Source organism: Rhodococcus opacus B4 (assembly GCF_000010805.1).
GTDB classification, from domain to species: Bacteria; Actinomycetota; Actinomycetes; order Mycobacteriales; family Mycobacteriaceae; genus Rhodococcus_F; species Rhodococcus_F opacus_C.
Map to the genome: position 1 here is coordinate 7,043,475 of NC_012522.1, position 24,847 is coordinate 7,068,321.

17 protein-coding genes and 1 tRNA gene are annotated in these 24,847 nt (G+C 69.1%); 9 read left to right on the plus strand and 9 right to left on the minus strand.

What is annotated here, in order from left to right:
* The first annotated feature begins 10 nt into the window (after positions 1-10).
* Together ROP_RS31960 and ROP_RS31965 are read left to right on the plus strand one after the other, a co-directional pair.
* On the plus strand, positions 11-3,307 hold the full coding sequence (locus tag ROP_RS31960) for an ATP-dependent helicase (protein WP_043826912.1): 3,297 nt from the start codon (positions 11-13) through the stop codon (positions 3,305-3,307).
* The gene (locus ROP_RS31965; RefSeq protein ID WP_015890138.1) at positions 3,304-6,666 is read left to right on the plus strand and encodes an ATP-dependent helicase; all 3,363 of its coding nucleotides are present in this window, start codon (positions 3,304-3,306) and stop codon (positions 6,664-6,666) included. Before ROP_RS31960 ends, ROP_RS31965 begins: the two co-directional genes overlap by 4 nt.
* Here ROP_RS31965 and ROP_RS31970 read toward each other — a convergent pair.
* Complete coding sequence (locus ROP_RS31970; protein WP_015890139.1) at positions 6,644-7,042, minus strand: DoxX family protein; 399 nt, start codon at positions 7,040-7,042, stop codon at positions 6,644-6,646. The two genes, ROP_RS31965 and ROP_RS31970, sit on opposite strands and share 23 nt — an antisense overlap.
* Positions 7,043-7,163: 121 nt before the next feature.
* Here ROP_RS31970 and ROP_RS31975 point away from each other — a divergent pair, with 121 nt between their 5' ends.
* Together ROP_RS31975 and nudC are read left to right on the plus strand one after the other, a co-directional pair.
* The gene (locus tag ROP_RS31975; protein WP_015890140.1) at positions 7,164-8,231 is read left to right on the plus strand and encodes a potassium channel family protein; all 1,068 of its coding nucleotides are present in this window, start codon (positions 7,164-7,166) and stop codon (positions 8,229-8,231) included.
* Positions 8,232-8,251: 20 nt separating this feature from the next.
* Positions 8,252-9,163, plus strand: a complete 912-nt coding sequence (gene nudC, locus ROP_RS31980; RefSeq protein WP_015890141.1) for an NAD(+) diphosphatase — start codon at positions 8,252-8,254, stop codon at positions 9,161-9,163.
* On the opposite strand, the gene ROP_RS31985 is transcribed toward nudC, so the two are convergent.
* Positions 9,160-9,414, minus strand: coding sequence for a mycoredoxin (locus ROP_RS31985; RefSeq protein WP_015890142.1), 255 nt, complete (start codon positions 9,412-9,414; stop codon positions 9,160-9,162). The two genes, nudC and ROP_RS31985, sit on opposite strands and share 4 nt — an antisense overlap.
* 127 nt (positions 9,415-9,541) lie before the next feature.
* Here ROP_RS31985 and ROP_RS31990 point away from each other — a divergent pair, with 127 nt between their 5' ends.
* Together ROP_RS31990 and ROP_RS31995 are read left to right on the plus strand one after the other, a co-directional pair.
* Positions 9,542-11,680 (plus strand): ATP-dependent DNA helicase UvrD2, encoded by a 2,139-nt coding sequence (locus ROP_RS31990; protein ID WP_080512543.1) that lies wholly within the window; start codon positions 9,542-9,544, stop codon positions 11,678-11,680.
* Between the two features lie 451 nt (positions 11,681-12,131).
* A complete protein-coding gene (locus tag ROP_RS31995) occupies positions 12,132-12,473 on the plus strand; it encodes a WhiB family transcriptional regulator (protein ID WP_015890144.1) in 342 nt (113 codons plus the stop codon).
* 41 nt (positions 12,474-12,514) lie between these two features.
* On the opposite strand, the gene ROP_RS32000 is transcribed toward ROP_RS31995, so the two are convergent.
* The 3 genes from ROP_RS32000 to ROP_RS32010 form a co-directional block, all read right to left on the minus strand.
* A complete protein-coding gene (locus ROP_RS32000) occupies positions 12,515-13,855 on the minus strand; it encodes an ABC1 kinase family protein (RefSeq protein ID WP_043825764.1) in 1,341 nt (446 codons plus the stop codon).
* The gene (locus tag ROP_RS32005) at positions 13,855-14,745 is read right to left on the minus strand and encodes a hypothetical protein (protein ID WP_015890146.1); all 891 of its coding nucleotides are present in this window, start codon (positions 14,743-14,745) and stop codon (positions 13,855-13,857) included. Before ROP_RS32005 ends, ROP_RS32000 begins: the two co-directional genes overlap by 1 nt.
* Positions 14,746-14,863: 118 nt before the next feature.
* A complete protein-coding gene (locus ROP_RS32010; protein WP_015890147.1) occupies positions 14,864-16,291 on the minus strand; it encodes a zinc-dependent metalloprotease in 1,428 nt (475 codons plus the stop codon).
* Between the two features lie 113 nt (positions 16,292-16,404).
* Between ROP_RS32010 and ROP_RS32015 the strand changes: the two genes are divergently transcribed.
* Complete coding sequence (locus tag ROP_RS32015) at positions 16,405-17,427, plus strand: YlbL family protein (protein WP_043825768.1); 1,023 nt, start codon at positions 16,405-16,407, stop codon at positions 17,425-17,427.
* A gap of 3 nt (positions 17,428-17,430) precedes the next feature.
* Here ROP_RS32015 and ROP_RS32020 read toward each other — a convergent pair whose 3' ends face one another.
* On the minus strand, positions 17,431-18,042 hold the full coding sequence (locus ROP_RS32020; protein ID WP_015890149.1) for a PPA1309 family protein: 612 nt from the start codon (positions 18,040-18,042) through the stop codon (positions 17,431-17,433).
* A 155-nt stretch (positions 18,043-18,197) separates the two neighbouring features.
* On the opposite strand from ROP_RS32020, the gene ROP_RS32025 reads away from it, so the two are divergent.
* The gene (locus tag ROP_RS32025; RefSeq protein ID WP_015890150.1) at positions 18,198-21,179 is read left to right on the plus strand and encodes a UPF0182 family protein; all 2,982 of its coding nucleotides are present in this window, start codon (positions 18,198-18,200) and stop codon (positions 21,177-21,179) included.
* Between the two features lie 78 nt (positions 21,180-21,257).
* On the opposite strand, the gene ROP_RS32030 is transcribed toward ROP_RS32025, so the two are convergent.
* Together ROP_RS32030 and ROP_RS32035 are read right to left on the minus strand one after the other, a co-directional pair.
* Complete coding sequence (locus ROP_RS32030; RefSeq protein WP_015890151.1) at positions 21,258-21,812, minus strand: transglycosylase family protein; 555 nt, start codon at positions 21,810-21,812, stop codon at positions 21,258-21,260.
* A 476-nt stretch (positions 21,813-22,288) separates the two neighbouring features.
* On the minus strand, positions 22,289-22,621 hold the full coding sequence (locus ROP_RS32035) for a transglycosylase family protein (protein ID WP_015890152.1): 333 nt from the start codon (positions 22,619-22,621) through the stop codon (positions 22,289-22,291).
* A 440-nt stretch (positions 22,622-23,061) separates the two neighbouring features.
* Between ROP_RS32035 and ROP_RS32040 the strand changes: the two genes are divergently transcribed.
* Positions 23,062-23,138: transfer RNA gene (locus tag ROP_RS32040), tRNA-Met, on the plus strand.
* Positions 23,139-23,200: 62 nt separating this feature from the next.
* Here ROP_RS32040 and ROP_RS32045 read toward each other — a convergent pair.
* Complete coding sequence (locus ROP_RS32045) at positions 23,201-24,835, minus strand: acyl-CoA synthetase (RefSeq protein WP_015890153.1); 1,635 nt, start codon at positions 24,833-24,835, stop codon at positions 23,201-23,203.
* Between the last annotated feature and the right edge of the window lie 12 nt (positions 24,836-24,847).

Sequence of the window (24,847 nt, forward strand, 5' to 3'; positions counted from 1 at the left end):
AATGCTGCCCATGACGGAATCGGCGGTGCGCACCAGGACGTCGGCTCCCCGGGCCCGGCTCGTGCACCGCCCGAGCCCCGACCGCCCGGCCCGCGTGTGGGACGACTCCACCCGGCGGGTCCTCACCGCGCCGCCCCTCGGCGTGGGGTGGAATCCGTGGCAGGTGCTCGGCGGCCCGGGCACCGGCAAGACGTCGCTGCTCGTCGACGTCGCGGTGGACCGGATCGCCGGCGGCGAGGACCCGGAGTCGGTGCTCGTCCTGACGCAGTCGAAGCGAGCCGCAGGCCGGGTGCGTGAAGAGGTCACCGCCGCTCTCATCGGACACGACGAGCACCACGGGCCCCGCGCCACGCGCGAACCGCTCGTCCGCACCGTCCACTCCTACGCGTTCGCGGTGCTGCGGTTGCAGGCCGCCGCCCACGGCAATCCGCCGCCGCGCCTCATCACCGGCGCCGAGCAGGACGCCGTGCTCCGCGAGATGCTGCAGGGCGACATCGCGGACGGCGGCGAGATGTGGCCCGAACGCCTGCGTCCCGCACTTCCGCTGGGCGGCTTCGCCGTCGAACTGCGCGACCTCATGTTGCGCTCGAGCGAGCGGGGTCTCGGCCCGGAAGATCTGATCGAGCTGGGCCGGCGGCACGACCGCACCGAGTGGGTGGCGGCGGGCATGTTCGCCGCCCGGTACGAGCACGGCATGCTGCTGCGCGGAGCGGTGGGTGTCGAGGCCCCCGAGGCCACGGCGCCGGCGCTGGACGCGGCCGAACTCATCGGTGCGGCCCTCACCGCGTTCGCCACCGACCCGGACCTGCTGCGCGCGGAACGGGACCGGGTGCGGCACCTGCTCGTCGACGACGCCCAGCACCTCGATCCGCAGGCCGCGGAACTGGTCCGGCTCGTCGGCACCGGTACCCGCACCACCGTCGTCGCCGGCGACCCCGACCAGTCGATCTACGGGTTCCGCGGGGCCGACCCCACGTTCCTCGCCCACCTGGCCGACAAGGGCGATCCCCGGCAGGTGCTGCTACCGGTCAACTTTCGCAGTTCGGCGGACGTCGCGACCACCGCGGCGCGGATCACGTCCCGCCTGCCGGGGCATCTGCCGCACCGGATCTGGACCCCCGCGCAGGACGGCGGCAGGACGTCGGCCCGGGTCCTGGGCACCGCGGCGAAGGAGGCCGCGCTGATCGCCGACACCCTGCGCCGCGCCCACCTCCTCGACGGGGTGCCGTGGTCGGAGATGGCGGTGATCGTGCGCTCGGTTCCACGGGCGCTGGCCCCGCTCCGGCGGGCGCTGCTGGGTGCAGGCGTGCCCGTCACCACCGCGGCGTCCGAATTGCCGCTCGCCCGTCAGCACGGGGTGTCGGGGCTGATGCTGGTGCTGCGGGCGCTGTCCGGGCAGGAATTCACGGGCGAGGACGCGCTCGCCCTGCTCGCAGGCCCGGTCGGCGGCGCAGAACCCGTGGCGCTCCGGCGTCTTCGCCGGGGTCTGCGGCGCGCCGAGCTCGCCTCCGGCGGCGACCGCGACTCCGCGGAGCTGCTTCGTCTCCTGCTGGTCGGCGAGACGGGCAGCACCCGCAGGGTCACGGCGAAGCTGACCGACGTCGAAGCGGCGTCCCTGAACCGGGTGCTGTCCGTGCTGCGCAAGGCGAGGGTTCCGCTCGAACGCGGGCGCGGCATCGAGGACGTGCTGTGGGCGGCGTGGCAGGCCACCGGACTCGAACGTCGATGGTCGGCGGCCTCCGCCCGGGGCGGTCCGATCGGGGCGCAGGCCGACCGCGACCTCGACGCCGTGGTCGCCCTGTTCGACGCCGCCGCGAGTTACGTCGACCGCCTCCCTCGCGCGCAGCTCGCCGGGTTCGTCGACTACCTGACCGGGCAGGCGATTCCCACCGCGCGCACCGTCTCCGTCGTTCCCCGCGACGCCGTGTCGGTGCTCAGCGCCCACGCCGCCGCCGGCCGCGAATGGGACGTCGTCGCCGTCGCGGGTGTGCAGGAGGGACTGTGGCCGAGCTTGCGCGCCCGCGGAAGCCTGCTCGGCACCGAGGCGCTGATCGACCTCACGAGCGGCGTGTCCGACGGCAGCGAGACGGCCGCCGACCGGATGTCGCGCACCGCACCGCTGCTGGCCGAGGAACGCAGGCTGTTCCTGGTGGCGTGCAGCCGGGCGAGGCGGAGTCTGCTCGTCACCGCGGTCGATTCCGCCAGCGGCGACGCCGATCTCGTCCACTCCCGTTTCGTCGACGAACTGCTCGCCGGAGAACAGGATTCGGACGCGGAGGAGGCGGCCTTGCCTGCGGTGGACCCGGCGACCCGGGTACTGGCCCTGCCTGCCCTCGTCGCCGAACTGCGCAGCGTGGTCTGCGATCCGGACGTCGCCGACTCCGACCCCGCCCGCCAGGAACGCGCCGCCCGCCAGCTCGCCCGGCTCGCCGAAGCCGGGGTGCGCGGCGCTCACCCGGACCAGTGGTACGGCACCGCCGAACCGAGCACCGGCGTGGCGTTGTGGAACGCGGAGGACGGACCGGTGTCGCTGTCGCCGTCCACTGTCGACCTGCTCAACACCTGCCCGTTGCGGTGGCTGCTCGAACGTCACGGCGGCAGGGACGGCGACAATACCCACGCCATCGCGGGAACGCTCGTGCACACGCTGGTGCAGGCGCTCGCCGGCCGCATCCCAGCCGATCAGGTGGAACGGGCGCTCGAGAACGCCTGGGAGTCGATCGATCTCGGCTCCCAGTGGTACTCGCGGCGCGAACTCGACCGCACCCGGGACATGCTGGCCACGTTCACCGCTTGGCTCGGGAACACCCGGTCCGAACTCACCGAGGTCGGTGTCGAGGTGGCCGTCGACGGCGTCCTCGAGCCGCGGGAGGAGGGTTCCCCGACGATCCGGCTGCGGGGACGGATCGACCGGCTCGAGCGCGACGCCGAGGGCAGGCCCGTGATCGTCGATGTGAAGACCGCCCGCTCACCTGTCACCAAGGACAACGCCCAGCAGCATGCCCAGCTGGCGGCGTATCAGGTGGCGGCGGCCATCGGTGCGATCGACGGGGAGCCGGCGTCGAAACCCGGTGGGGCGCGGCTGGTCTTCGTCGCCAAACCGCACCAGAAGGAAGGCGCGACGCAGCGTGTGCAGGCACCGCTGTCGGAGGAGGCTCTCGAGTCGTGGCTCGCGGTCATCCACGCGGCGGCCGCCGCCACCAAGGGACCGGAGTTCCTGGCCCGCGTCAACGACGGTTGCCGGCACTGCCCGGTGCGGACGAGTTGTCCCGCGCACGACGAGGGACGGCAGGTGACGTCGGAATGACCATCCGAATCGACCCGGTAGAACTCGCGATCGGACTGGGGCAGCATCCGCCGACCCCGGAACAGGCCGCCGTCATCGCCGCCCCGCTCGGCCCGACCCTCGTCGTCGCGGGGGCGGGCGCGGGCAAGACCGAGACGATGGCCGCCCGCGTCGTGTGGCTGGTGGCCAACGGGGTCGTCGACCCCGAGGCGGTGCTGGGGCTGACGTTCACCCGCAAGGCAGCGCAGCAGTTGACCACCCGGATCAGGAAACGCCTTGCCCGGCTTGCGGGTTCGGAGCTGCTTCGCAGGGTCGACCCGAGCGGTGACCTCCGATCGCGCATCCTCGCCGGCGAACCGGAGGTCAGCACGTACCACTCCTACGCCGGGCGACTGCTGTCCGAGCACGGGCTCCTGCTGCCCATCGAACCGTCGGCGACCCTGCTGTCGGAGACGGAACTGTGGCAGCTGGCGCACCGGGTGGTCAGCTCGTGGGACGGCGACCTCGACACCGACAGGAATCCGGCGTCCGTCACCGAGGCGGTGCTCGCGCTGGCCGGACAGCTCGCCGAGCACCTCGTCGAGCCGGACGATCTGCGGGAGGCGCACACCGAACTCGACAAGCTCGTCCACACCCTTCCTGCCGGACCGCGGCAGCGCGGCGGCCCGGGTAAGGACCTGCTCGACATCCTCGACACCCAGCACCGCCGGGTCGAGCTGCTGCCGCTGGTGCAGCGGCTCACGGACACCCTGAGGCGGGAGGGTGCGCTCGACTTCGGCAGTCAGATGTCGCTGGCGGCACGTGTGGCCGCGGACCACCCCGAGGTAGGCGTCGCCGAGCGCACCCGTTTCCGGGTGGTGCTGCTCGATGAGTACCAGGACACGGGACACGCGCAGCGGGTGCTGCTGTCGTCGCTGTTCGGCGGCGGACTCGACGGCGAACTCGCGCTCACCGCGGTGGGCGATCCCATGCAGTCGATCTACGGCTGGCGTGGTGCGTCGGCGGCCAACCTGCCCCGCTTCGCCACGGATTTCCCCATGGCGAACGGGGATCCGGCGCCGACGCTGGAACTGCTCACCAGCTGGCGCAACCCACCGGAGGCCCTGGCTCTGGCCAACGTGGCGTCGGCGTCCCTGCGGGAGCGGGGCGTGGCGGTCAGCATGCTGCGGGCGCGACCGCAGGCCGTTCCCGGAGACGTGCGGCTCGCCCTCACCGCTGACGTCGTGCAGGAACGCGAATGGGTGGCCGACCGCATCGCCGAACAGTACGCGGACGCCGCGAGCCGGGGCGAGGATCCGCCGACCGCGGCGGTGCTGATCCGCCGCAACGCCGACGCGGCACCGATCGCGGAGGTGCTGCGGTCGCGGGGTCTGCCGGTCGAGGTGGTCGGTCTCGGCGGCTTGCTCCACACGCCCGAGGTGGCCGACGTCATCGCGATGCTCCGGGTCGTCGCCGACCCGATGGCGGGCAGTGCCGCCGTCCGGATGCTGACCGGCGCGAGGTGGCAGATCGGGGCGGCCGACCTGACGGCGCTGTCGCGGCGAGCGTCCGAACTGGCCATCGGAACCGGTTACGGAACCACCGGCGCCGTCACGGATTCGGCCGCTCTGGCCGACGCCGTCGGCGAGGCGCTGCCCGGTGAACACGCGGAGCAGGCGGGGCTGGCGGACGCGCTGGCGGATCCCGGCCCCGCCGAACGCTATTCGCAGGTCGGCTATGCACGAATCACCGCGGTGGCGGCGGAGTTGGCGTCGCTGCGTGAGCGGATCGGGCAGCCGCTCACCGAACTGGTGGCCGAGGTCGAACGGGTGCTGGGGATCGGCATCGAAGCGCAGGCCCGGACGCGGCAGTCGGCGCGGGGGAGCGCAGGCCGTGAACATCTCGACGCGTTCGCCGACGTCGTCGCCGGTTACGCGAACCGCACGTCGGCCACCGTCACCGGACTGCTCGCCTTCCTGTCCGCCGCCGAATCGGTCGAAAAAGGTTTGGCGCCCGGCGAAGTCGAGGTGGACCCGCACCGCGTCCAGGTGCTGACCGTGCATTCGGCGAAGGGCCTGGAATGGGAAGTGGTGGCCGTGTCGCATCTCACCGCCGGCGTGTTTCCCTCGCGGACCGCGTCCGGGTCCTGGCTCGGAGCGGTCGGTGAGCTGCCGCCGTCGCTGCGCGGCGACCGGGCGCGGCCGGGCGAGTCGGCCGACGGCGTGCCCGTCCTCGAACTGGAGAACCTGTACGACCGGAAAGACCTCGAAGAGGCGGTGAAGGCGCACAAGTCGGCGCTGGCGGCCCGCAGGCTGGACGAGGACCGCCGGCTGTTCTACGTCGCGCTCACCCGCACCGAACGGGTGCTGTTCGCGTCGGGTCACCACTGGGCAGAATCCGGAACCGAGCCCAAGGGGCCGTCGGAGTTCCTCACCGAACTGCGCGACACGGTGACGGGCGAGGAGCACGAGGGTATCGGGGTCGTCGACCTCTGGGCGCCCGCGCCCGAACCCGAGGAGCAGAACCCGCTGACCAGTACCCCCAAGTCTGCTGTCTGGCCGCGGGATCCGCTCGGGCTTCGCCGGGAGGCGGTCGAGCGTGGTGCGGCGCTGGTCGTCGCGGCACTGAGGAACGCCGGCAAGCAGTCGCCGGCCGGCGAGGACGAGGATCCCGAGAACTGGGCCGCCGACGTCGACGCTCTCCTCGCGGAGCGGGAAGCGCGGGCGAACGCCCGCGCGGAGGTGGTGTTACCCGGCCAGTTGTCGGTGAGCCAGCTCGTCGAACTCGAGGCCGACCCGGACGCCCTGGCCGCCCGGCTGCGGCGGCCGCTGCCGTTCCCGCCGAACCCGCTCGCCCGGCGCGGAACCGCGTTCCACGCCTGGGTGGAGCGCCGCTTCGGGGCTACCCGGCTTCTCGATCTCGACGAGCTGCCCGGTGCCGCCGACACGGGTGCGGGCCCGGACGCCGATCTCGCGACGCTGCAGGACGCGTTTCTCCGCTCGCCGTGGGCCGACCGCAACCCGACGGAGGTCGAGGTGCCGTTCGAGACCTCGGTGGCGGGGACCGTGCTGAGGGGACGGATCGACGCGGTGTTCACCGACCCCGACGGCGGGTGGACGGTGATCGACTGGAAGACCGGCGCCGAACCGAGCGCGGCCAACGAGAAGGCCGTCGTGATGCAGCTCGCCGCGTACCGGCTGGCGTGGGCCGAACTGATGGACGTTCCGATCGAGCGGGTGCGCGCCGCGTTCCACTACGTGCGGACCGGACGGACGATCGCGCCGGACCGCCTGCCCGGCGCCGACGCGCTCGCCCGTCTCCTCCGTACCGCCGGCGCAGGCGAACCGGATCCCGCCGGCGGTGGTCCCGAAGACGAGCTCAGGCCTGACGCCGAGCCTTGAGAGCCTCGGTGACCAACGGGATCTGCAGCGGAAGACGCAGCAGCGCACCGGTTTTCTGCACGTTCGTCGTTTTCGGGCTCTTCAGCCAGTCCACTGCCATGTTGATGTTGGCGGGGAAGACGGCGACGAACAGCAGTGCGGCGAGACCGCCACCGAGCCTGCGGGTGCGCGGCACGGCGAGCGCGGTGCCGACGGCGAGTTCGGCGACCCCGGACACGTAGGTGTAGGTGCGGGCGTCGCCCGGCAGCTGTGTGGGGATGGTGGAATCGAAGAACTTCGGGGCGACGAAGTGCATCGTGCCCGCCCCCAGCAGCAGCGCGGCGAGGCGGAGTGCGGGCTTCTGGCTCGGTCGTGGTGTGAGGCTCTCTCGTTGCATGACGCCAGCTTGCCCGAACCACCCGGTTCGCGACAACGAGGCTCCGACGTGTCACAGGTGGGACAATCGGGGTTAGGCTGCCAGCCGATGTCGGAGTTCAGTGCAACGTGGAGACGAACATATGGCCGGTAGGCTGCGTGAGAGATTGAGCAGGTCGGACACCCTCACCGACCGGCCGGACTTCGCGTTGGTGGGTGTGCTCCGGATTCCGGAGTTGCAGACGAGTCCGGCGCGGGCGATATACCGCCGGGTGGGGATCGCCCTGTCGGCGTTGGCGTTGGCGGTGCTCATCGTCTACATCGACCGGGCGGGCTACCGCGACGCGCAGGACAACGAACTGTCGTTGCTCGACTGTATTTACTACGCGACGGTGTCGTTGTCGACCACGGGATACGGCGACATCACGCCGTTCACGCCGTCGGCGAGGCTCGTCAACGTTCTCCTGATCACGCCTCTTCGAATCTTCTTCCTCATCGTCCTGGTCGGTACGACCCTCTCCGCGCTGACGGAGAGCTCCCGGCAGGCGTTCAAAATTCAGCGTTGGAGGCAGCACGTGCGCAATCACACCGTGGTGATCGGCTACGGAACCAAGGGACGCACCGCGATCGACGCGATGCTCGGCGACGACGTTCCGCCGTCGGAGATCGTGGTCGTGGACACCGACCACGCCGTGCTCGACTCGGCGGCCAGCAAGGGCCTGGTCACGGTCCACGGATCCGCCACCAAATCGGACGTGCTGCGGTTGGCGGGCGCGCAGAACGCGTCGGCGATCATCGTCGCCGCCAACCGCGACGACACCGCGGTGCTGGTGACGCTGACGGCTCGCGAGATCGCACCGAAGGCGAAGATCGTCGCCGCGATCCGCGAATCCGAGAACACGCATCTGCTCCGGCAGTCCGGCGCCGACTCGGTGGTCGTGTCCTCCGAGACCGCGGGCCGGCTCCTCGGCATCGCCACGAAGACGCCGAGCGTCGTCGAGATGATGGAGGACCTCCTGACTCCGGAGGCGGGTTTCGCGATCGCGGAGCGTCTCGTGGAGCGGGACGAGATCGGCGGCTCCCCACGACACCTCGCGGACATCGTGCTCGGTGTGGTGCGGGACGGGCGGCTGATCCGGGTCGGCTCGCCGGAGGTCGATTCGATCGAGGAGAACGACCGACTGCTGTACATCCGTCGGGTCGCCAACTGATCGGCAGTAGTGTCGACGGCGTGACTGCATTCCGGCTCAACGACACCCCGCTCCTGTCCCGCTCCGCCGTCGGGCGGGCCGAGGAACTGCGTTCGGACACGGACGCGCTGCGGACGGGCTGGCGGGATGCGCTGCTGCTGCGCGTCAATCACCGCGGGCAGGTGCGGGTAGGGGACGACGGTCTGGTGTTCGCGGAGGCCACCGAACTCGGCCCCGAACCGAAGCCGGGGGCGGTGTTCCTCGGTATCCGCAAGGACCGGCACGTGTGGGCGGTGCGGGTGCAGGCGCTCACGGGCGAGCTCGCCGATCTCCGGATTCTGGGCGGCACACTGGACGACGCCGACGCCGGTGTGCTCACCGGCGCCCTCGCCATGCTCAACTGGCACGACAGCGCGGGCTTCAGTGCGCTCGACGGCGCGGCGTCGGAGCCGACGATGTCGGGTTGGTCGCGGATCTCGACGAGCACCGGGCACGAGGAATTTCCCCGCACCGATCCGGCGGTCATCTGCCTCGTGCACGACGGCGGAGACCGTGTGCTCCTGGCCCGGCAACCCACGTGGCCGCCGCGGCGGTTCTCGATCCTCGCCGGGTTCGTCGAGGCCGGTGAGTCCCTCGAGACGTGCGTCGTCCGGGAGATCAAGGAAGAGGTGGGCGTCGACGTCCGTGACGTGCGCTACCTCGGCAGCCAGCCGTGGCCGTTCCCCCGTTCGGTGATGATCGGGTTCGCGGCCGTCGGCGACCCCGACGCCCCGCTGACGTTCGCGGACGGCGAGATCGCCGAGGCCCGGTGGTTCACCCGGGACGAGGTGCGCACGGCACTCGAACTCGGCGACTGGGCGTCGGACACCGACGCCACGCTGCTGCTCCCGGGCTCGATCTCCATCGCGCGTGGAATCATCGAGTCCTGGGCGGCGGCAGCGACGGAGTCCTAGACGCCGAGAAGCTGCTTGACCTGCGCCAACGACGGGTTGGTTGCGGTGCTGCCGTCGGCGAACTTGACGGTGGGCACGACGTGGTTGCCGCCGTTGACGCTGCCGACGAACTCCGCCGACGCCGGATCGTCCTCGATGTCGATCTCCACGTAGCCGATGCCGGATTCGTCCAGCTGCGTCTTCAGGCGCCGGCAGTAGCCGCACCAGGTGGTGGAGTAGATGGTCAGGGCCGGGGTGTCGGTAGCAGTCACGGCGCATATAACACCACGAGCCCGTCGTGTGTTCCCACTGCGGTGTCGTCCGCTTCGCGCCGGGTGCGTTCATGCGCTTCGCGCCGTGGGTGTTCGTCCGCTTCGCGCCGTGTCGGTCGCCCCTGTCATGATGGACGCCATGTCAGCAGCCGGCGCAGCAGAGGTGACGACTACCGGTCTCGACCCCGAACAGTCCGCAGCGGTCCTCGCTCCCCGGGGGCCGGTGTGCGTGCTGGCGGGCGCCGGAACAGGCAAGACCCGGACCATCACCCGGCGGATCGCGCACCTCGTGGCCAGTGGGCACGTCGCCGCGGGGCAGGTGCTGGCGGTGACGTTCACGGCGCGCGCGGCAGGTGAGATGCGCGGCCGGCTGCGCAGCCTGGGAATCGGCGACGGGGGAGCGCAGGTTCAGGCGCGCACGTTCCACGCGGCCGCGCTGCGGCAGCTGCGGTACTTCTGGCCGCAGGTGGTCGGCGACACGGAATGGCGGCTGCTGGACCGCAAGTTCGCGGTCGTGTCGTCCGCCGCCGGGAGAGTCGGCCTGTCCACGAGCACGGAAAGTATCCGAGACCTGGCGAGCGAGATCGAGTGGGCCAAGGCCTCGCTGATCGCGCCCGAGGACTACCCGCGCGCGGTGGCGAAGTTGCGCCGGGAAGCGCCGGTCGACGCCGCCAAGGTCGCCGAGGTGTATCACGGCTACGAACAGCTCAAGGCTCGCGGCCAGGACGGAATGCTTCTCGATTTCGACGACCTCCTGCTCCACACGGCGGCGGCACTCGAAGAACATTCGGCCGTCGCTGAGGAGTTCCGCGACCGCTATCGCTGCTTCGTCGTCGACGAGTACCAGGACGTCACCCCGCTGCAGCAGCGTGTCCTCGACGCGTGGCTCGGGGAGCGGGACGACCTCACCGTCGTCGGCGACGCCAACCAGACCATCTACTCGTTCACCGGCGCCACACCGAATTACCTGCTCGACTTCTCGCGCCGGTTCCCCGAGGCCACCGTCGTGCGCCTCGAGCGCGACTACCGTTCGACCCCCGAGGTGGTGTCGATGGCGAACCGGGTGATCGGAGCGGCGCGCGGCCGGATCGCGGGCACCCGTCTGCAACTGATCGGGCAGCGCGACTCCGGGCCGGAACCGAGTTTCGTCGAGTTCGACGACGAACCGGCCGAGGCCGCCGGGGTGGCGCGCACCATCAAGCGGCTCATCGCGTCCGGCACTCCGGCGGCGGAGATCGCGGTCCTGTACCGGATCAACGCCCAGTCCGAGGTGCACGAGCAGGCGCTGACGAAACTCGACATCCCGTACCAGGTGCGGGGCGGAGAGGGCTTCTTCACCCGCACCGAGGTGCGTCAGGCCGTGGCGGCGCTGCGTCAGGCCGCGGGCCGCGACGACCTGCCCGACGCGGTCGGCGCCGACCTGGTCACGCTCGTGCGCGCGGTCCTCGTCCCGCTGGGGCTCACGGACGCCGAACCGGCGGGTGCGCAGGCCCGCGAGCGATGGGCCTCCCTGTCGGCGCTCGTCGCGCTCACCGAGGAACAGCTGACCCAGGATCCGGAATTGACGCTCGACGCGCTGTTGCGTGAGCTGAGCCTGCGGGCGGAGGCGCGGCACCCACCCGTCGTGCAGGGTGTGACCCTCGCGTCCCTGCACGCCGCGAAGGGCCTCGAATGGGACGCCGTGTTCCTCGTCGGCCTCACCGACGGAACGCTGCCCATCCAGCACGTGCTCGGCGACTCCAACTCGGCGCCCGACGAAGCGGCCGTCGAGGAGGAGCGCCGGCTGCTGTACGTCGGCGTCACCCGCGCCCGCGAGCACCTGCAGATGTCCTGGGCGCTGTCCCGGAACGAAGGCGGGCGCAAGTCGCGGCGCCGTTCGCGGTTCCTGCACGGACTCATCCCCGAAGACTCACCGGCCTCCCGGATCGCGGCGCCAGTCAAGAGCAACAAGAAGCGTCCACGGTGCCGGCTCTGCGGAAAACCGCTGATCGGGACGACCGCGACCATGCTCGGCCGCTGCGAGGGATGCCCGTCGAACGTCGACGTGGAGCTGCTCGACTCGCTGCGGTCGTGGCGGCTCGAGAAGTCGAGGGAGCTGAAGGTCCCGGCGTACGTGGTGTTCAGCGACAACACGTTGACGGCTCTCGCGGAGCAACGCCCGCAGGACGACCGCGGACTCGTCGCGATTCCCGGGATCGGCGCGAAGAAGCTCGAGCAGTTCGGCGAAGACGTCCTCGGTGTGATCAAGGGAAGCGGCAGTCGCTGAACGACTCCCGCGCGCGTGGCAGGTAACACGCATCACCGCAGGTCAAAAATAGGTTGTGCGGTTCCGGAGAATTGCCTACTGTGGTTTCAGTGCGCGGGGAGACCCGTGTGGTTCACATCGGATCGAGAAGAAATGGAGGTGGCAGTGAAATGACGAAGTTCCAAGCACATGAGTCGGCAGTCGCTGCTGCCTCCGCGCTGTTCGGCATGAACGCGGCGGAACAGGCACCGGCGATTGTCTGGTCGGCAGCCCGTCGTCGTCCCGCAACAGCAGTCGAGTCCGTGTATCGGAGTTGTCGAGGAATTCCTCGGTAGAGCAACTCCCACCGTCTTTTCAAGGCCACGGACCCGCATCGCGGACCGTGGCCTTCGTAGTTCGAGCACCTTTTCCGCTCGCAGCCTCGGCTCTGGTTCGCACCCGTTTCATCGAACCGAAGAGAATAACCGTCGCAATGAGAGCAGAGGAGAACGACGTGTCTACCGTGACATGCCGAGGGGTATCCGAAACCTCAACCGCCACAAGCGGATTTGTTCAGATTGTTTCCGCACGTGGTGACCTGCCGTGCCGGGTCGACGACCCCGACCTGTGGTTTGCGGACTCTCCCACCGAGCTGGAGCAGGCGAAGGCGCTGTGCGCGTCCTGCCCGATCCGCTCCCGCTGCCTCGACGCTGCCCTCGACCGAGGTGAGCCGTGGGGCGTGTGGGGTGGGGAGATCTTCGACCAGGGTGTCGTGATCGCCCGCAAGCGTGGCCGTGGACGCCCCCGCAAGACGCCGGCTCTGGTCTGTGCGTAGCACCTGTGAGTACTTGTTAACCGCCCGCGGTTAACAAGTACTCACAGGCCGGAGGAATCGGCGAACCCGGGGAGCCACCGCGTGAGGATCGCCATGTACGGCGCGTACGCGTCCAGTTGAGCGCAGATTCCCACCGAGCCGACGAGAACCCGGAAGATCATCAGATACTCGGCGGGCAGATTCAGTGCGCGCGCGGTTCGGAACTGCGCACTGTTGAAGTCGGTCGCGGAACCCGCCGCCTTCTGCAGCCAGGCGCGGGTGAAGTGGAACGATTCGGTACGGATCGGATCGGTGACGGGACGCAGGTAGTCCGCGATCTCCTTGTCGGTCACCGTTCTGCCCGGCAGGACGAATCCATTGGCGTGCAGCAACTCCGTCAATTCGTCGAACTGCTCGTGGAGCGCCAGCCGGACCATCGCCCCGAGCACCGGTGGTAGACCGTGCGGAAAGGGCGCCGCGGCACCGAAATCGATGACCCCCAGGCGGCCGTCGCTGTGCAGCATGAAGTTACCCGGATGCGGGTCGCAGTGGAGCAGGCCGACGCGGGCGGGGGAGGCGAAGTGGAACTCCGCGAGCAGTGCGCCTGCGGTGTTGCGTTCCTCGGGGGTGCCGTCGGAGATGATGGCCGACAGCGGTTTCGCCGACATCCATTCGGTGACCACCACCTTGGGGGCACTGGCGACGACGTGCGGAATCGCGAACTGCGGATCCCCGTCGTACACCTTCGCGAAGCGGCGCTGATTGTTCGCCTCGATCCGGTAGTCGAGCTCTTCCTCGGTGCGGGCGGTGAATTCGTCGATGACGGGTCGCACGTCGACCCCGGGCATGACCGAGGCGAACAGTCCCGCGAACCGTCCGAGTGTCTTCAGGTCGGCGCGCAGCGCTTCGTCGGCGCCGGGGTACTGCACCTTGACGGCGACGTCGCGGCCGTCGGCCCACACGGCGCGGTGCACCTGGCCGATGCTGGCCGACGCGGTGGGGGTGTCGTCGAACGACTGGAACCGCTCACGCCATTTGGTGCCCAGCTGCTGGTCGAGCATCTTGTGAACGGCCCGCGCGGGCAGTGGGGGTGCCTGTGCCTGCAGCTTGTTCAGCGATTCACGGTACGGTTCCGCGAACTCCTCGGGGATCGCCGCCTCCATGACGCTGAGCGCCTGGCCGAGTTTCATGGCGCCGCCCTTCAGTTCGCCGAGGACGGCGAACAGTTGCTCGGCGGCCCTCGCGCTCAGCTGCGCATCGATCTCGTCCCTGTCGCCGCCGGTCAGTTTCCGGCCGAACCCCATCGCGGCACGTCCCGCGATCCCCAACGGGATGCTCGCGAGTTTGGCGGTGCGGGCAGAACTCCTGCGGGGGATGTCGGGCACCCCACCATCATGCATCATCACCGATGCCGGTTCGATTCGCCCACGGCGGGTGCCAGATACGTGCAGCTGCAACTCGCCTGCCTCGGCCATCGCCGCGTCACCAGCCGGTGTGCCCCCAGATCGATCTCGAGCGTGGCGTCGAGACTGCTGGGCGGCGCGCCACGCGGGGCGGACAGGACGACCTCGAGTTGGCCGAGGGCGACCGCTGCCGTGGCCATGATCACCGCGGGACTCGCGTGCCCGACCGTCCCGAGGAGCTGAGCGGACAGGTACGGCCAGTCCTCGTCGTACGCGGAGCGGAGCAGGTCGGCGCACCGCAGGCAACTCGTGTGGCCCGGCAGTACGAGCGGACCGACCACACCGCGACCGTCCCGCAGCCGGACCTGCAGGTGCGGGATCCCGTTCTGGACCAGGTCCGCGGCGAGGCGAGGGTCCGCCACCAGGTCGTCCGCGAGCACGACGCACAGCGCGTTCCACCGCCGGACGTCCACGTCGGCGGAGTAGCGGAAGGAGCGGGAAACCCGGATGCCGCCGTCGGTGAGCCCGGCGGACACCGCATCGGACAGCGGTCCGCGCCCGTGCACGCGGATGGTGATCGTGTCCGCGACGGGGGAGGTGCCTGCGACGTCGATGAGACCGGCGCGGTCCAGATCACCGAGCAGTTTCGACACGTCGGTGGGGGCAAGGCCGTACCCGACGGCCGTCCACAGGATGTGCGGCCGCGTGTTCTTGCCGTCGAGCAGCCGGACGACGGCGAGAAGCTGCTCGGTCCGGACTCCGGGTGGTGGGGAGAGGACGAGTGCGCGCTCGGGATCCCAGCCGAACTGCACCCGCCCGTCGGGGCGGACGAGCACGGCGATCCGGGGATCGAGGGTGACACCGACAGGGTGCGGGTGCGAGATGGTCACGCACCGAGGATTCCAGGCCACGACCGGCCGCCGGCCCGGAAAAGGCGAGTTGTCCACAGGCCGAAACGTGGTTCGACCTGCGGACTTCCAGCTACCGCACGATTGGTGCGATCCGGGGTCAGGACTCCGGTTCGTCGTCCTTGCCGGACTTGCCGCGTTCGGCCTCCTCGGCCCGCTCGCGGGCCTCCGTCGCCTCCAGCTGCGCCATCGGATTGTCGAAGTCGCCGCCGTCGCCGCCGCCGAGGACACGTTCGACGAACGCGTCCGGGCTGTCGAGATCGGACGAGTCGGGCAGCAGGTCGGGGTGGGCCCACACACCGTCGCGGGCGTCGACGGTCGACTCGGACGTCAGGCGGGTCCACAGCTGGGCGGCCTCGCGGACCTTGCGGGGACGCAGTTCGAGCCCGACGAGTGTCGCGAACGTCTGTTCGGCGGGACCGCCGGTCGCGCGCCTGCGGCGGAGCGTCTCGCTGAGGGCCGCGACGCCGGGAAGGCGGTCGTTCAGCGCCGACGCGACGACGACCTCGACCCAGCCCTCGATGAGGGCGAGCAGGGTCTCGAGTCGCTCGAGGGCCTGCTTCTGCTCGGGTGTGGTCTGCGGTTCGAACGCACCCTGCTGCAGGATGTTCTCGAGCTGCGAGGGATCGGTCAGCGCGGACGGATCGAGCCCCTTCGCCATGTCCTCGATCGCGGAGAAGTCCATCGTGATGCCGCGGGCGTACTCCTCGACGGTGGCGAGAAGACGCTGACGCAGCCACGGGACATGGCTGTAGAGGCGCTGGTAGGCGGCCTCACGTGCGGCGAGGAAGACGAGGATCTCCCGATCGGGCTGTTCGAGCCCCTTGCTGAACCGCTCCACCGCGGCGGGAAGCAGTGCGCCCGTCCCCGCCGGACCGAGGGGCAGGCCGATGTCGGTGGACGTGAGGACCTCCTTCGACAACTGGCCCAGCGCCTGGCCGAGCTGGGAGCCGAACGCGAGGCCACCCATCTGGCTCATCATGCCGATCATGGGGCCTGCCATCTGCTGCGCCTCTTCGGGCAGCCCCTGCACCCACATGCCCGACACCTTCTCCGCCACCGGGTCGCACAGCCGCTTCCAGGTGTCGAGAGTGTTGTCGAGCCAGTCGTTGGGCGTCCACGCGACGGTCTTCGACGCGCCCGCGGGCAGTGTCGTCGCGGCGTCCAGCCACAGTTCGGCGAGCCGTGAGGCGTCGGCGATCGCCTCGGAGTTGCCCTGGGTGATCGGAGCGACGGAGCCCATCTGCTGGCGGGCGAGCTTCTTCGCGATCTCGTAGTTGACCGGACCGGTCTGCTCACCGGACCCCATCGACGTGCCCATCCCGCTCAGCATCTGGCCGAACTGAGTGAACATCTGGCCGAGGGCGGCCGGGTCGAACCCCCCGGCGGGGAAACCACCCGCCCCGAAACCGAAGTCGCCGGTACCGCCCGCGTTCTTGTCGCGGTCGGGCCCGTTCTGATCCCCCGTGTTCTTGTCACGATCGGGATCGTCGTCGGGTTTGGAGAAGCCGAAGGGCGGATTGCTCATGACTCAACGGTACAAGGCGCATGGTTCGGTGGCTGCCGGCCGCGTCACGCTGACGGCGAACACGCGGACGGCCGACAGCGGTGCCCGCCCGTTCGCGCTCTACGCTGGTCCAGGTGAATCGACGGATCGTGACGCTTCTGGCTGCGCTGGCCCCGATCGTGGTACTCGGCATCCTCGGCACCGTGATCAAGGTGCCGTACGTGGCTCTCGGGCCGGGACCCACGTTCAACACCCTGGGTGAGGTGGGTGGTGAGCAGGTCGTCGCCATCGAGGGAACGGACGTGGACGACACCGCCGGCCACCTCAACATGACGACCGTCGCCGTGCGCGACGACCTCAACGTGTTCGAAGCGTTCGGACTGTGGGCCAGTGGACGCCAGGGCATCGTGCCCCGCGAGGAGGTGTACCCGCCGGACAAGTCGAAGGACGAGGTCAAGCAGGAGAACGACGCCGACTTCCAGCAGTCGGAGGACAGCGCGGAACTCGCGGCGCTCCACTTCCTGGACGAGCCGGTGGACCTGCGGATCGCCAAGGTCGGTGAGGACGGCCCCTCCCAGGGGCTCCTGCGTGAAGGCGACGTTCTGGTCAGTGTCGACGGGAAACCGGTGTCGACGGTCGGCGGCGTGCAGGAGGCGGTGGCCGACGTGCCCCCGAACACCGAGGTGCCGATCGTGATCCGGCGTGACGGCGCGGAGACGACGGTGCGGGTGGTGCTCGGTTCCCGCCCGGACGACGAGGCCAAGGGCTACCTGGGGATCACGCCGGAGGAAGTCCCCGACGTCCCGTTCACCATCGACTTCAACCTCGCCGACGTGGGCGGCCCGTCGGCGGGACTCATGTTCACGCTCGCCGTGATCGACAAGCTCAGCCCGGGCGAACTCAACGGCGGCAAGTTCGTCGCCGGCACCGGCACGATCGACTCCGACGGCGACGTCGGCCCCATCGGCGGCATCAAGTACAAGTTGATCGCCGCGTCCGAGGCGGGCGCCGAGACGTTCCTCGTGCCGGCAAAGAACTGCGACGAGGCCCGCCAGGGCGCACCCGACGGGCTCCGGCTGGTGAAGGTCGAGAACCTCGACGGAGCCGTCGACGCGCTCGAGGCCGTCAACACCGGAGCCGACGCACCGCACTGCTGACCGTCAGTCGTCTTCCGTGGCGTCGAGGGTGGCGTACAGCGCGCTGACGAGATTCGGCGCCAGGTCCTCGTAGGTGAGCAGTTCTATCCCGGCGTAGGGGTCGGCGTCCTCGTCGGGACGCAACTGCATCAGGCACAGCGACGGTCCGTCGCGCAGCACGGCGGCGATGAGCCGGGCAGACCGGCGGTCGGGGTGGGACTCGGCCGCGGCCCGCGCGGCGTCGTCGGCGGCGTCGCGGTCGGACAGGAGGGGCACGAGGGCGTCGTCGAGATCGGATTCCGCCTCGGGCGGCAGGACGACGATCTCCTGGACGAGGGCGCACCCGACCACGGACTCGGGCCAGCTGGTGGTGGCGAGGAATTCGTCGAGCGCGCGTGACCCGCCGTCGATGTCGCCGGGGAACGGATCCTGTTCCACCGGGGTCAATTCCGCGCCGTCGGCGAGTTGGTCGAGCAGGCTCGGTTCGGCGGCCGCGAGGAGTTCGGTCGGGACGAGTGCGAACATCTGGGGCGGCTGATCCCACCCTCCGGCATCGACGAATTCGACCACCTCACGCACACAGCGGGCGAGGGCGTCCGTCTCTCGGTTCACATTCTCTTCACTCACGGGACCCATCTTCGCACCCCCGGAACAGGACCGACGGCGGCAACTCTCGGTTGTTACGTAGAGTGGGACGAAACGGTCACGCCCTCGCTGTTCGGGGTGTGGACGATGGAACGGTGCAGTCGACCGCGGCGTGAGAGCGTCGCCGAGTTCTTGGAGTGTGGCACGTGGGCATGCGGCCCCCCGCAGGTTTACCGTCGTTGTCCAAACGCAGTCGAGTGCTGCTGGTGCTGGCGCTCGTCGTCGCGGCCCTGCTGCTGGTGGGCCCGCGGCTGATCAGCACGTACACGGACTGGTTGTGGTTCGGTGAGGTCGGATTCCGTGGTGTCTTCACCACGGTCCTCGTCACCCGTCTGCTGCTCTTCCTCGTGGTGGGGGTGGTGGTCGGCGGAATCGTCTGGCTGGCACTGCTGCTCGCGTACCGTTCGCGGCCGGTGTTCGTGCCGGTGTCGGGTCCCAACGATCCGGTGGCGCGGTACCGCACCACGGTGATGACCCGGCTGCGCCTGTTCGGCCTCGCGATTCCGATCGCAGTGGGACTGCTCGCGGGCCTGATCGCCCAGTCCAGCTGGGTGACGGTGCAGCTGTTCGTCAACGGCGGCTCGTTCGGCGTCGCCGATCCCGAATTCGGCCTCGACGTCGGTTTCTACACGTTCGATCTGCCGTTCTACCGTTTCGTGCTCAATTGGCTGTTCGTGGCGGTGCTGCTGGCGTTCTTCGCGAGCCTGGTGACGCACTACATCTTCGGTGGCCTCAAGCTCGCGGGCCGGGGCGGGGCGCTGACCAATGCGGCGCGAGTCCAGTTGGCGGTGCTGGCGGGAACGTTCATTCTCCTCAAGGCCGTCGCGTACTGGTTCGACCGGTATTCCCTGCTGTCGAGCAGCCGTAAGGAGCCCACGTTCACCGGTGGTAGCTACACCGACATGAACGCGGTGCTGCAGGCGAAGCTGATCCTGCTGGCCATCGCGGTCATCTGCGCGGGCGCGTTCTTCGCCGCGATCTTCCTGCGCGATCTGCGGATTCCCGCAATGGCCACAGCCCTTCTCGTGCTCTCGTCGATCCTGGTCGGCGCGGTGTGGCCGCTCGTGGTGGAGCAGTTCTCGGTGCGTCCCAACGCCGCCGACAAGGAGAGCGCGTACATCGAGCGGAACATCGCCGCCACCCGGCAGGCGTACGGCATCACCGACGACAAGGTCGAGTACCAGGACTATCAGGGGTACGGGACGACGCCGCCGCGTGACGTGCCCGCCGACGTGACGACGATCGCGAACACGCGACTGCTGGACCCGAACATCCTGTCGCGGACGTTCACCCAGCAGCAGCAGCTGAAGAACTTCTACGGTTTCCCGCCGACGCTCGACATCGACAGGTACGACATCGACGGGGAGATGCGGGACTACATCGTCGCGGCCCGCGAGTTGTCGTCGAAGAGCCTGACGGGCAACCAGACGGACTGGATCAACAAGCACACCGTCTACACGCACGGCAACGGACTGGTCGCGGCCCCCGCGAACCGGGTGAACGCCGCCGCGGGCGAGTCGGCGGAGGAAGCCGCCAACAGCAACAGCGGTTACCCGGTCTACATGGTGAGCGACATCGCCTCACAGGCTGCCGGCGATCAGGTCATCCCGGTCGAGCAGCCGCGCATCTACTACGGCGAGGTCATCGCCGACACCGATGCCGACTACGCGATCGTCGGCGGTTCCGAGGGTTCGGATCCGCGGGAGTACGACACGGACACCTCGCGCTACACGTACACCGGTTCGGGTGGTGTGCCGATCGGCAACTGGTTCAACCGGCTGGCGTTCGCGGCGAAATACACCGAACGCAACATCCTGTTCTCCGGTGCCATCGGTTCGGATTCGAAGATCATCTACAACCGGGACCCCCGGGACCGGGTCACACACGTCGCACCGTGGCTGACCGCGGACGGTGATTCGTACCCGGCCGTCGTCGACGGCAAGGTCGTCTGGATCGTGGACGCCTACACCACGCTGCAGGATTACCCGTACGCGCAGCGCAGCTCGCTCGACGGACTCGTCGAGGACAGCATCGACCAGAACACCGGCCGTCTGCTGCCCCGCAAGGAGGTGTCCTACATCCGCAACTCGGTGAAGGCCACCGTCGACGCGTACGACGGCACCGTGAAGCTCTACCAGGTGGACCAGAACGATCCCGTGCTCGACGCGTGGATGGGTGTGTTCCCCGACGCCGTTCAGCCCGCGGATTCGATTCCCGACGAACTGCGCGCGCACTTCCGTTATCCCGAGGACCTGTTCAAGGTGCAGCGCGAGATGCTCGCCAAGTACCACGTGGACGACCCGAAGGAGTTCTTCACCAACAACGCGTTCTGGTCGGTGCCGAGCGATCCCACGATCGACACGAGCGCGAACCAGCCGCCGTACTACGTGCTGGTCGGTGATCCAGAGACCGGGAAACCGTCCTTCAACCTGACCAGTGCGATGGTGGGTTACAGCCGCGAGTTCCTCTCCGCCTATCTGTCGGTGAAGTCGGACCCGGAGAACTACGGCAAGTTCACGGTGCTCCAACTGCCGACGGACACCCAGACTCAGGGTCCGCAGCAGACGCAGAACTCGATGATCTCCGATCCGCGGGTGGCGTCGGAGAGAACGCTGCTCGAGAGATCGAACAAGATTCAGTACGGCAACCTGCTGACCCTGCCGATCGCGAACGGCGGCATCCTGTACGTCGAACCGATGTATACGGAGCGAAGTTCGACGGGCCCGAACACGTCGACGTTCCCGCAGCTGTCCCGAGTGCTGGTGAGCTACCGCGAGCCACCGCCGAGTAACAGCGTGCGCGTCGGGTACGCCCCGACACTGGCACAGGCGCTCGACCAGGTGTTCGGCGCCGGCACCGGCTCGGTAGCCACGGCGCCCAGCGCCGAGGAGGGGACACCTCCGGAGACGGGCACGACGCCGCCCGTCGAGCAGGGTGCGGCGCCGCCGGCGCCCACTGCGCCGGCGACTCCGCCGTCCGGCACGGACGTCTCGGCGGCTGTGGCGGAGCTGGATGCGTCGCTCGACGCGTTGACGGCGGCGCAGCGCAGCGGTGACTTCGCGGCATACGGTGCGGCCCTCGCCCGGGTGCAGAAGGCGGTCGCCGCGTACGAGGCGATCCCGAAGTAGAGGCGTTTCACCGGGAGAACGAACGAGGCCCTGTCATCCGAACCGGATGACAGGGCCTCGTCGTATGCGAGCGGAAGATCAGCGCAGCGCGTCGACCAGCTGCGGGTTGGCGTCCACGAGCTGCTGGAACTGCTGTCCGTAGCCGTTCTGCTCGGCGACCTGACGCGCGGTGTCCAGTGCCTGCTGCGCGGCGGGCTGTACCGGGGCGGGCGCCTGGACCTGTGCCGGTGCCGCGGGGGCGGGCGCCGGGGTGGGGTCGGGAGCGGGAGCGGGAGCCTCGGCGACGTCGCCGCCACCGGTGGTCAGGTACTGGCCGCACACGGGCCAGGCACCCTGGCCCTGCGTCGCGAGAACATTCTCGGCGACACGGACCTGCTCGGCCTTGCTGGCGTTCGACGCCGAGCCGCTGCCGCCGTTGGCCTCCCAGGTGCTCTGCGAGAACTGCAGGCCCCCGTAGTAGCCGTTTCCGGTGTTGATTCCCCAGTTGCCGCCGCTCTCGCACGCTGCGACGCCGTCCCAGTTGTGGGAGGCGGCGGAGGCGGTGCCGGCGCTCAGTCCGAGCGGGACGGCGACGACGGCTCCGGTGACGGCGATCCAGCCGAGGGCACGCTTGCTGATGCTGTGATTGGTCATGCGGGGTCAATCCTCTCCGCGCTTGCTGGCGTGGCCGGCCTGCGGGCGACGACTTCGCGTCGTCGCGCCGGGCTGCGATTCTGTGCCGCGTCCCTGCCCCTCGAAGGTTTCGGGGATTCCGAACCCGCGGGGCAGAGCTAGCAGCGGCGGGCCGGCTTTCGCCCGGTTGTTTCGGGCCGAGAGCGACCGTACGGGAGCTTCGCCCGCAGTTCACCCGGCGAAAACGGTGGACAGCTGTCCGGCATCGAGGGCGGATTTCCTCCGTTCGTGCAGGTCAGAGGCCGTCGATATCGTTTCGGAGTCGATTCGTTACACCGCTGTTATGTGGCGGGGATCACCACGAATTTGTGCAGCAGCTCACGCGGAAATGGCGAGGAAACGACTCGTGGTGGTGTATGCCGACGCCGTGTCACACGCGAGTGCCCTGCGCGCGGTCGTGCTGCGCGCAGGGCACTCGGGCAAGTGTGGGGTGCGGATCAGAGGTACTGTCCGCAGACCGGCCAGGCGCCGGGTCCCTGGGTTGCCAGGACGTTCTCGGCAACACGGATCTGCTCCTCGCGCGAGGCGTTCGCAGGCGAGCCGGAGCCGCCGTTCGCCGCCCAGGTGCTGTCGGTGAACTGCAGGCCACCCGAGAAGCCGTTTCCGGTGTCGGCGGCCCAGTTTCCGCTGCTCTCGCACGCTGCGACAGCGTCCCAGTCTCCGGAAGCGGCCGAGGCGGTGCCGGTGCTCAGACCGAGCGGCACTCCGATGACTGCTCCGGTGAGTGCGACTGCGCCCATGGTCCGCTTGACGATGCTGGAATTGATCATGTGGTTGGTTCCTCTCCGCGCCTGCCGACGAGGTGGTCGTGTGGGTGGCGGCTGGTGTGCCGACCCGGCGGTCGATCTGTCCTCGTCCTGCCCCTCGAGGTGTCGGGATTCCGGATCCCGCTGGGGCAGGTCGAGCTGCGGCGGGTCGGCGTTGCCCGTTGGTTTCGGGCTGGCAACGAACGTACGCGGCGATCACGGAATGGTCACGGGCCGATTTTCTGTGACGGGCGTCCAAATACTGGGATGAACGCACGGTGTTTTCGCAGGTCGACCGCCGAGTTGCGGGTTCCGCAAGTGTTACAGATTTTCCCGAGATTGTGACGGAGGTCATAACTTTTAGGTAACGGATGTGACTCGAGTGGTGCTGAAAGGTTGCTGGTCGGCCTCTTTCCGGGCGATTTGCAATCCGTTCGTTCGCTCGTGTAACTTTGTTCATGCAGCGCGGGGTGGAGCAGCTCGGTAGCTCGCTGGGCTCATAACCCAGAGGTCGCAGGTTCAAATCCTGTCCCCGCTACCACCGAAGAACCGGTGTCCTGGAGTCCAGGGCACCGGTTCTTTTTTATCTGCCGTCGGTAGCGGTCAGCTCTCCGTGACGTCCATCTCGATCAGGACGCGGCGCAGCAACTTGCCGGTCGCGTTGCGGGGGAGTTCCTCGATGAAGATGATCTCGCGGGGCACTTTGTACCGCGCCAGATTCGACTTGACGTGGGCCTTCATCTCCTCGGCGTCCTTCGCGGACCCGGGAGCAGGCACGACGAAAGCCCTGAGGCGATGGCCGAACTCGGAGTCCTCGACACCGATCACGGCGGCCTCGAGCACGTCCTCGCGGTCGGCGAGCAGGTTCTCGACCTCGAGCGGGTAGACGTTCTCGCCGCCGGAGACGATCATGTCGTCGTCGCGGCCGTCCACGAAGAGCAGTCCGTTGCGGTCGAAGTGCCCTACGTCGCCCGTCGACAGCAGGCCGTTGATGCGCTCCTTGTCGCGACCGTCCGTGTATCCGGAGAAGCTGAGGCCGCTGGCGACGAAGATGCGTCCGACGGTCTCGGGCTCGGTGATCCGTCGACTCGACTCGTCGTAGAGTTCCACGTGGCAGGTGACGGGAGCCCGTCCCGCAGTGCCCGGCGCCAGTTCGAGGTCGGCGGGTGTCGCGACGGTGGCGACGGCGACCTCGGTGGAACCGTACAGATTGTGGAGCACCTTGCCGAACGCGGCGGTGGTGCGCTTGCAGAGGTCGGGCGAGAGCGCGGATCCGGCCGCGAAGATGATCTTCAGACTCGACGTATCGTACTTCGCCAACGTCTCCGGCCCGAGATCGATGATGCGCTGCAGCATGGTGGGAACGACGACCAGCGTGTCGCAGCGGTGCTTCTCGACCAGGCGAATCGTGTTCTCCGGATCGAACTTCCGATGCATCGCCACGGTCTGGCCCAATGCCAGCGCGAGCGCGAACTGGGAGACTCCCGTCCCGTGGAACGCGGGGGCCGCCATCATCATCGTCTGGCCGCGTCGCAGTGGGACCCGGTCGAGGAACTGTGCCGACGCGAGTGGCGACGTGTGTCCGCGGGGAGCGCCCTTCGGTGTGCCGGTGGTGCCGCTGGTGAGGAGGACGAATCCGCCGAGCGCGGACGGTGCGGGCAGCGACGCGCGGTCTCGGCCCTCCATCACGTCGTCGAGTGTGCGGACCCGGGACGTCGAATCGTCTTCTGCCCATGAGCGATAGACGAGCACCTCGTCCGGGAGGGCCTCGGCGACCGCGTGGAATTCGTCGTCGTACACGAAGGCCTGTACCTGCTCGCGGGCGGCGACGTCGACGAGTTGCGGCCGAGCGAAACCGGTATTCATCAGCACCAGCTTGGTGCCGTTCTTGGCGGCGGCGAGCATCGTGAGCACCAGGCCACGATGATTGCGGCACATGCATCCCATGACGGACCCGGGCGTGATGCCGTCGGCCTGCCACCCTCGCACCAGGGCGTTGGACTGTTCCTCGATGTCGGCGTAGGTGAGCGGGCCGCGCTCGTCGATGATCGCCACCGCATCCAGGCCGGCCTCGGCATTCGCGTGGACGGGTCCTGCGAACGGGCCGTACTTCCGCACCGCCAGAATGGATCGGACGCCCTGGTCGACGCGGGGAAACGGAACGAGGCCTGCGCGGTTCATCACCCGCACAGCTCCCACGGTGTCCGCGATCTTGGTGAGGATGTGCTGAGCTGGCATGGAGAACCCTTC